Origin of the sequence: Rhodanobacter geophilus (assembly GCF_040812275.1) — a bacterium.
GTDB lineage: Bacteria > Pseudomonadota > Gammaproteobacteria > Xanthomonadales > Rhodanobacteraceae > Rhodanobacter_A > Rhodanobacter_A geophilus.
Genome location: NZ_JBFOHL010000008.1, coordinates 213,229 through 222,093 on the forward strand (window position 1 = coordinate 213,229; position 8,865 = coordinate 222,093).

At 72.3% G+C, this 8,865-nt stretch carries 2 protein-coding genes; both read left to right on the plus strand.

The window, feature by feature from the left end:
* Nucleotides 1-50 precede the first annotated feature (50 nt).
* The gene (locus tag ABQJ56_RS10625) at nucleotides 51-7,220 is read left to right on the plus strand and encodes a hybrid non-ribosomal peptide synthetase/type I polyketide synthase (protein ID WP_367844989.1); all 7,170 of its coding nucleotides are present in this window, start codon (nucleotides 51-53) and stop codon (nucleotides 7,218-7,220) included.
* Nucleotides 7,217-8,865: condensation domain-containing protein (locus ABQJ56_RS10630; protein ID WP_367844990.1), on the plus strand; the 1,649-nt coding region annotated here is incomplete at its 3' end. The genes ABQJ56_RS10625 and ABQJ56_RS10630, both read left to right, overlap by 4 nt.

An 8,865-nucleotide genomic window follows, 5' to 3' on the forward strand; every position in this document is an offset into this window, starting at 1 on the left:
GGGCAAGTTCGATGGGTATGCAGATCATGACGCCAGGCGATACGCAAAACATGGACTTGTTCGACGCGCTGCCTGGCCTGGCCGATGGCGCGGACGGCGCGTGGCGGCACCGGCAGTATCCGCTCGGTGCCGCACTCGCCGACGGGCTGGCCGCTGCCTTGCGCCGATGGCCGCTGGCTCCGGCGCAACTGCTGGGCGCGGCCGTGGCGCTGGTCGAATCGCGCCTCACCGGGACCGACGCCGTGCTGGCCACGGCATCGGACTCGACCGGCATCACCCAGGGCTCCATCGAGGTGCCGCGCACCGGATCGCGCGACGCCTGGCTCGAAACCTGCGCGCGCGCGTTCGGCACACCGGCGGGGACACCCGCGGACGGCGCATGGCTGGCCCATGACGGCAACGCGGCGCCGCTCGGCGGCGACGCGTCGGCACGGCTGGCGTGGCAGCTGCGCCTGTCGGACGACGCGCAGCTGCACGTCGACTTTCGCGGATCGCCGGACGGGGCGTCCGTCGACCTGCTTGCAGGCTGCGTGCAACGCGTGCTCGCGGCATTCGGGGGGGCGGCGGACTGCGCGCTGGAATCGATCGACATCCTCGACCCGGCCGAACGCCACCGGCTGCTGGTCGAATGGAATGCGACGGAGGTGCCGCGGCGCGCCGCGGACACGGTGCATGGCCTGTTCGCCGCCGTCGCCCGCGACCATGCGGAGCGGATCGCGGTCATCGACGACCAGTGCAGCCTGACCTACGCGCAGCTGGGCCGGCGGGCGGAGGGACTGGCGGCGCGCCTGCGCGACGCCGGCACCGCGCCCGGCGCGATCGTGGGCGTGATGCTGGACCGCTCGGTGGACGCGGTCGTCGCCATTCTCGGCGTGCTGAAGGCGGGCGCCGCCTACCTGCCGCTCGACATGGCCTACCCGGCGGAGCGCGTGGCGTTCATGCTGGACGACGCCGAAGTGCGCATCGTGGTGACGCCGCGCGTCGAGCGGGCACTGCCGCTTGCCGATGCGATCGTGCGCGTCTCCGTTGCCGCCGGGGAGCAGTCCGGCGGTCCCGGCGCGATCGCACTGGACGGCGAAGCGCTGGCCTACGTGATGTACACCTCCGGATCGACCGGCACGCCGAAGGGCGTGGAGATCCGGCACCGCTCCATCATCCGCCTGGTGCGCGATGTCGACTACATCGACCTGGGGCCGGACACGCGACTGCTGCATGCGGCGCCGCTGGGCTTCGACGCTTCCACGCTGGAGATCTGGGGAGCGCTGCTCAACGGCGGTTGCGTCATCGTGCACGACGAGGGCATTCCGACCGGCGGCGGCCTCGCCCGCAGCATCACGCGGCACAAGGTCAGCACGGCCTTCCTCACCACGGCGCTGTTCAACGCCATCGTGGATGTCGACCCGCGTCACCTGAGTGGACTGCGCGAATTGTTCACAGGCGGCGAGAAGGTCTCCGTCCGGCACGTGCGCCGCGCGCTGGATGCGTTGCCCGGCACGTCCATCGTCCATCCGTACGGCCCGACCGAATGCACGACGTTCACCACCACCCATCGCATACCGCGCGACCTTGCGCCTGACGCGCGCACGATCCCGATCGGGCGCCCCATCGCCGACACGCGGCTCTACGTGCTGAACCGGCGCATGGAACTGCTGCCGATCGGCGTCGTCGGCGAATTGTTCGTGGGCGGGGCGGGCGTCGCGCGCGGCTACCTGCGGCGCCCCGGGCTGAGCGCCGAACGCTTCGTGCCCGACCCGTTCGGCGGCGCGGGCGAGCGCCTGTACCGCACCGGCGACCTGGTGCGCTACCTGCCGGATGGCGCCATCGAATTCGTCGGCCGCATGGACGGCCAGGTCAAGATCCGCGGCTTCCGCATCGAGACCGGCGAGATCGAGGCGGTGCTGGCGCGGCATCGCGCGATCGGCGCCTGCGCCGTGCTGGCGCGCGAGGATCAGCCCGGCCGCAAGCGCCTGGTCGCCTATTACGTGAGCCATGGCGTTCCCACCACCGCGCAGGCACTGCGCGGTTACCTCGGCACCAGCCTGCCCGAGTTCATGGTGCCGGCCTGCTACGTGCAGCTCGATGCGCTGCCGCTGACCACCAACGGCAAGCTCGACCGCCGCGCGCTGCCCGCGCCGGATTCCAGCCGGCCCGAACTCGGCGTGCCGTACGCGGAACCCGTCGGCCCTTTGGAACAGCACGCCTGCGCCGTGTTCGGCGAGCTGCTCGGCCTGGACCGCGTGGGCCGCGACGACAATTTCTTCGAGCTGGGCGGCGATTCGCTGTCCGCCGTGCGTGCGGTCAACCAGCTCGGCAAGCAGGTGCCGCATGAGCTGACCATACCGATGTTCTTCCAGAACCCCACGCCGGCGGCGCTGGCGCGGGCGATGGCAGGGAACCCCGCGGTCGCGCCCGCCGCATCCGCCCAGCCGCAGGCCAGGCAGGGCGCCGCCGCCGAACCGGTCGCGATCATCGCGATGGCCGGGCGCTTCCCCGGCGCGGACGATGTCGAGGCGTTCTGGCGCAACCTGTGCGCGGGCACGGAGTCGATCACGCATTTCGGCGCCGACGAGCTCGACCCGGGCATCGCGCGCGCGGAGCGCGACGACCCGTCCTATGTCGCCGCGCGCGGCATCATCGACGGCGTGGAGAACTTCGATGCCGCGTTCTTCGGCATCCCGCCGCGCGAGGCGGAGCTGATAGACCCGCAGCAGCGGATCTTCCTCGAACTGTGCTGGGAGTGCCTGGAGCGCGCCGGCCATGCGCCGGGCACGCATGCCGGGCCGGTCGGCGTGTTCGGCGGCATGTACCACGCCACGTATTTCCAGCGCCACCTGAGTGCGCGGCCGGACCTGGTCGACAAGCTCGGCGCGTTCCAGGTGATGCTGGCCAACGAGAAGGACTTCCTGGCCACCCGCGTCGCGCACAAGCTCGACCTCACCGGCCCGGCGGTCAGCGTGAACACCGCCTGCTCGACTTCGCTGGTGGCGATCTGCCAGGCCTTCGATGCCTTGCGCGCGGGCCGCTGCACGATGGCGCTGGCCGGCGGCGCGTCGATCACCTGCCCGCCGCGCAGCGGCTATCTCGCCCAGGAAGGCACCATGCTTTCGCCGGACGGGCACACGCGCAGCTTCGACGCGGAGGCGCGCGGCACGGTGTTCAGCGACGGCGCCGCGGTGGTCCTGCTCAAGCGGCTGTCGGATGCGATCGCCGACGGCGATCCGGTCTACGCCCTGATCCGCGGCGGCGCGGTGAACAACGACGGCGGCGGCAAGGCCAGCTTCATGGCGCCGAGCAGCGCGGGGCAGGCCGCGGTGATCACCATGGCGCAGGCGGATGCCGGCGTCGACCCGCGCAGCATCTCCTACGTGGAGGCGCACGGCACGGCCACCCCGATCGGCGACCCGATCGAGATCGAGGGGCTGACCAGTGCGTTCCGGCGCGGCACGGATGACATCGGCTTCTGCCATGTCGGCTCGCTGAAGAGCAACGTCGGCCACATGGTGATCGCCGCCGGCGCGGCGGGCGTGATCAAGACGGCGTTCGCGCTGGCCGAGCAGCGGATTCCGCCGACCCTGCATTTCCGGGCGCCCAACCCGGTCATCGATTTCGCGGGCTCGCCGTTCGTGGTCAACCGGCAGTTGCTGGAGTGGCGGCCCGACGGCGGGCCGCTGCGCGCGGGCGTCAGCTCGTTCGGCGTGGGCGGCACCAATGCGCACGTGGTGATGGAACAGGCTCCCGCACGGGAACCCTCCGATGCCGCGGCCGGGCCGCAGCTGCTGCTGTTGTCGGCGCGCACGCCGACGGCGCTCGCCGCCACCGCGGAACGCCTGGCCGCGCACCTGGGCGCGCACCCGGACGAGAACCTCGCCGACGTGGCCTGGACGCTGGCGGTCGGCCGCAAGGCCTTCGCCCATCGCACGGCGGTGGTCGCCGGCGACGCGGCCGAGGCGACCCTGCGCCTCGCCGAGGCCGCTGCCGCCAGCGTGCGCAGCCAGGCCACCCAGCCGGCCGACGTGGTGTTCCTGTTCCCCGGGCAGGGTTCGCCCTACCCCGGCATGGGCCGTGCGCTGCACGCCGCCGAACCGGTGTTCCGCGAGGCCTTCGACGCCTGCGTAGCGCATGCCGCCGAAGTGGCGGAGTTCGACCTGCGCGAGCGCATGTGGAGCGATGATCCCGCGGCGCTGCTGCCCACCGCGGTGATGCAGCCGGCGATCTTCACGATGGAATACGCGCTGGCGCAATGGTGGTCGAGCCTCGGCGTGCGCCCGGCGGCGATGCTCGGCCACAGCGTGGGCGAATTCGTCGCGGCGACCGTGGCCGGCGTGTTCGAGCTGCGCGCCGCGATGCGCCTCGTCGCCCGCCGCGGCGCGCTGATGCAGGCGCAGCCGGAGGGCGCGATGCTGTCGGTGCGACTGTCGCGCCAGGACGTGCTCGCGCGCCTGCCGCCGACGCTGTCGCTGGCGGTGGAAAACGCGCCGGCCGCCTGCGTGGTGGCCGGCGCACACGCGGACGTCGCCGCATTCCAGGCCGTGCTGGAGCGGGACGGCGTCGCCTGCCGCCTGCTGCGCACCTCGCACGCCTTCCACTCGGCGATGATGGAGCCGGCGCTGGCGCCGTTCCGCGCCGAAGTGGCGCGCGTGCGGCGGCAGGCGCCGCGCATCCCGCTGGTGTCCACCGCGACCGGCGACTGGCTGGGCGACGACGCCGCGCAGTCGATCGGCTACTGGACGCGCCACCTGCGCGAGCCGGTGCGCTTCTCCAGCGCGCTCGAACACGTGCTCGACAAGCCCTCGCGCGTGCTGCTGGAAGTGGGCCCGCGCGCCACGCTGTGCGCGCTGGCGCGGCAGCAGCCGCTGCTGCGCCAGCAGCGCATCACTGCCCTGCCGTCGCTGGGCGATGCGCCGCAGCTGGAGCCGGCGCAGCTGCGCCAGGCCGCCGGCGAACTGTGGCGCCAGGGCGCGGCCATCGACGCCGCGCGGCTGGACCGGCGCACGCGTCGGCGGCGCGTGTGCCTGCCCGGCTATCCGTTCGAACGCCAGCGCCACTGGATCGACGCGCCCGCGGCAGCGGGCGTCCGCGCATCATCGCCGCCGCCCGCCACAACGCCCGAGTCCCACGAAGGAACGCCCATGCCTGCGCCAATCGTGTCGTCCATGGATCGCCAACCGCGCCTGATCGGCCAGCTCAAGGCCACGTTCGAGGACGTCGCCGGCATCGACCTGGCCGATGCCGATCCCGCCAGCCACTTCATCGAGCTGGGCCTGGACAGCCTGATGCTGACCCAGGTGGCGCTGCAGGTATCCAAGACCTTCGCGGTACAGGTGAGCTTCCGCCAGCTGATGGGCGACTGCTCCAGCTTCGCGCAACTGGCCGCGCTGCTCGACGCCCAACTTCCGCCCGAAGCGCCCGAAGCGGCAGCGACATCCGTCCAGCCGCAGGCGGCGCCGCAGGCGATGCCGCTGCTGCCGGCCATGACTGGCGCGGCGCCGGACGGCTACGTGCAGCAGGTGATCGCGCAGCAGATGCAGCTGATGGCCCAGCAGCTGGCCCTGCTCGGCGGCGCGCCGATGGCGCCGCTCGCCGTGCCGCCGCCGGCCGCGGCGCCGGCACCCATCGCGCCGATCGCCGCCGCGGCCCCGGCGGTGGACGAGGAAACCGCACTGGCGCACACCCGCTACGACGTGAAGAAGGCCTTCGGCGCGATCGCGCGCATCGATACCGGCAAGTTCGAGCTGTCGCCGCGCCAGCAGGGCCGGCTGGACCGCTTCGTCGAGCGCTACGTGACGCGCACGCGCAAGTCGAAGGCATACACCCAGGCGCATCGCCCGCACATGGCCGACCCGCGCGTGGTCAACGGCTTCCGTCCGCTGCTCAAGGAAATCGTCTACCAGATCGTGATCGAGCGCTCCAAGGGCGCCCACCTGTGGGACCTGGACGGCAACGAATACGTCGACGCGCTGAACGGCTTCGGCATGAGCCTGTTCGGCTGGCAGCCGGATTTCGTGCTGGAGGCCGTGCGCAGGCAGCTCGATCTCGGCTACGAGATCGGCCCGCAGCATCCCCTGGCCGGCGAGGTGGCGAAGCTAGTCTGCGAAGTCACCGGGCACGAGCGCGCCGCGCTGTGCAACACCGGCTCGGAGGCGGTGCTGGGTGCGCTGCGCATCGCGCGCACGGTGACCGGACGCGAAACCGTGGTGCTGTTCACGGGGTCCTACCACGGCATCGTCGACGAGGTGATCGTGCGCGGCACCAAGAAGCTGCGCGCGGTGCCGGCCGCGCCGGGCATCCTGCGCAACACCGCCGAACACGTGCTGGTGCTGGACTACGGCACGCCCGAATCGCTGGAGATCATCCGCAGTCGCGCGCACGAACTGGCCGCCGTGCTGATCGAGCCGGTGCAGAGCCGGCGCCCGGATTTCCAGCCGGCGGAGTTCCTGCGCGAAGTGCGTGCGATCACCGAGGCCAGCGGCACGCTGTGCATCTTCGACGAGATCGTCACCGGCTTCCGCAGCCATCCGGGCGGCACCCAGGCGCTGTTCGGCATCCGCGCCGACCTCGCCACCTACGGCAAGGTGGTCGGCGGCGGTTATCCGATCGGCGTGATCGCAGGCAGGCACGAGTACATGGACGCGCTGGACGGCGGCCAGTGGCAGTACGGCGACGACTCGGTACCCACCGTGGGCGTCACCTATTTCGCCGGCACCTTCGTGCGCCACCCGCTGGCGCTGGCCGCGGCGAAGGCCGTGCTCGAACACCTCAGGCAGGAAGGCCCGGCGCTGCAGGAACGGCTCAATGCGCGCACGGCGGCGCTGGCCGACGAGCTCAACGGCTTCTTCGTGGAAGTGGGCGCGCCGATCGCGATCAAGCAGTTCGCCTCGGTGTGGAAGACCCAGTTCCTGGAAGACCACCCGCTGCAGGATCTGCTGTTCGCGATGATGCGCAGCCGCGGCGTGCACATCCTGGACAACTTCCCCTGCTTCTTCACCACCGCGCACGGCGAGGCGGATTTCCGCCAGATCACCGAGGCGTACAAGGCCTCGGTACTCGAACTGCGGGAGGCCGGCTTCCTGCCGCGCAACGTGCCCGTGACGCAGACGGTGATGGATGCCGCCAGGCCGCCCGTGCCCGGCGCGCGGCTCGGCCGCGAACCCGACGGCCGACCCTGCTGGTTCGTGCCGAACCCCGAACAGCCCGGCAAATACCTCAAGGTGGAGTCATGAACACGCCGCTGGATGCGCATGCCGGCCTCGCGGCCGTCGACTACGACCCGTTCGCCAGTCCCGTGCTGGAGCGCGTGGTGCCCAGCACCGAGGCGCAGCGCGAGATCTGGCTGGCCGCCAAGCTGGGCGAGGAAGCCTCGCTGGCCTACAACGAGGCGGTCGCGCTGCAGCTGCGCGGCGCGCTCGACCGCGCAGCCCTGCTGCACGCGCTGCAGGCACTGGTCGATCGCCACGACGCGCTGCGCGCCGGCTTCGGCCCGGACGGCGAGACCTTCTGCGTGGCCGGCAGCCTCGCGCTCGACGTGCGGCAGGCCGACCTGGCCGCACTCGATGCGACCGCCCGCGCGGCGGCGCTGGAAGATCGCCGCGCGCAGGCCGTGCTGCTGCCGTTCGAGCTGGAAACCGGCCCGCTGTTCCGCGCCGAACTGCTGCGCCTGGGCGAGGGCGAGCACGTGCTGCTGCTCAGCGCGCACCACCTGGTCTGCGACGGCTGGTCGTGGTGGGTGATCCTGCGCGAGCTGGGCGCGCTGTATGGGCTGCACAGCGGCGCCGGCCATGCCGACCTGCCGCCGGCACCCTCGTTCGCCGACTACGCCCTGCGATGCGCCGGGCAGGCAGGCCGCCGCGCCGGCGCCGCCGACGAGGCCTGGTGGGTGGCGCATCACGCGCACCGTCCGCCGGCACTGGACCTGCCGGGCGACCGCCCGCGGCCGCCGCGGCGCGGCTTCGCCTCCGGCCGCGAGGACCACGTGCTCGGCGCCGACCTGGTCGGTGCCTTGCGCCACCTGGGCGCGCGCCACGGCGCCAGCCTGTTCGCCACCCTGCTGGGCAGTTTCGCGGGCCTGCTCGGCCGGCTGGCCGGACAGGACGAGGTGGTGCTCGGCATCCCCGCCGCGGCGCAGGCGAACGAGGGCCTGGGCGATCTGGTCGGCCATGGCGTCAACCTGCTGCCGCTGCGTTGCACGGCCGATCCGGCGCTGCCGTTCGCGCGGCTGCTCGCTGCGGCGAGCAACGAACTGCTCGATGCACTGGAGCACCAGCGCTGCACCTTCGGCAGCCTGCTGCAGCAGCTGGACATCGCGCGCGATCCGGCCCGCCTGCCGCTGGTCAGCGTGCTGTTCAACATCGACCAGGCGCTGGAACAGGAAGGCGAGGCTTTCCCGGGGTTGCAGCTTGGCTTTGCCAGCGTGCCGCGCCGCTACGAGAATTTCGAGCTGTTCGTCAACGCGGTGCAGGAGCATGGCGGCCTGCGCCTGGAATGCCAGTACAACGCCGGCCTGTTCGACGCCGCCACCGTGCGCCGCTGGCTGCGTGGCTACGAGACCCTGCTGCGCGCCGCCGTGGCGCAACCGGACAGTCCGCTGGGCGTGTTGCCGCTGGTCGACGCGGCGGCACGCCGGGAACTGGCCGAACTGCAGCCACCTGCGCGCCACTGGGGCGACCTGGCGCCGACGATGCACGGCGCATTCGAGCACCAGGCGGCGGCCACGCCGGAGCGCATCGCACTGCGCCTCGGCAGCGCGACGCTGAGCTACCGCGCACTCGACGAACGCGCCAACCGCATCGCCCACGGCCTGATCGCCCACGGCGTCGGCCCCGGCGCCCTCGTCGGCATCGCGCTGGAACGCGGCCCCGACATGCTCGC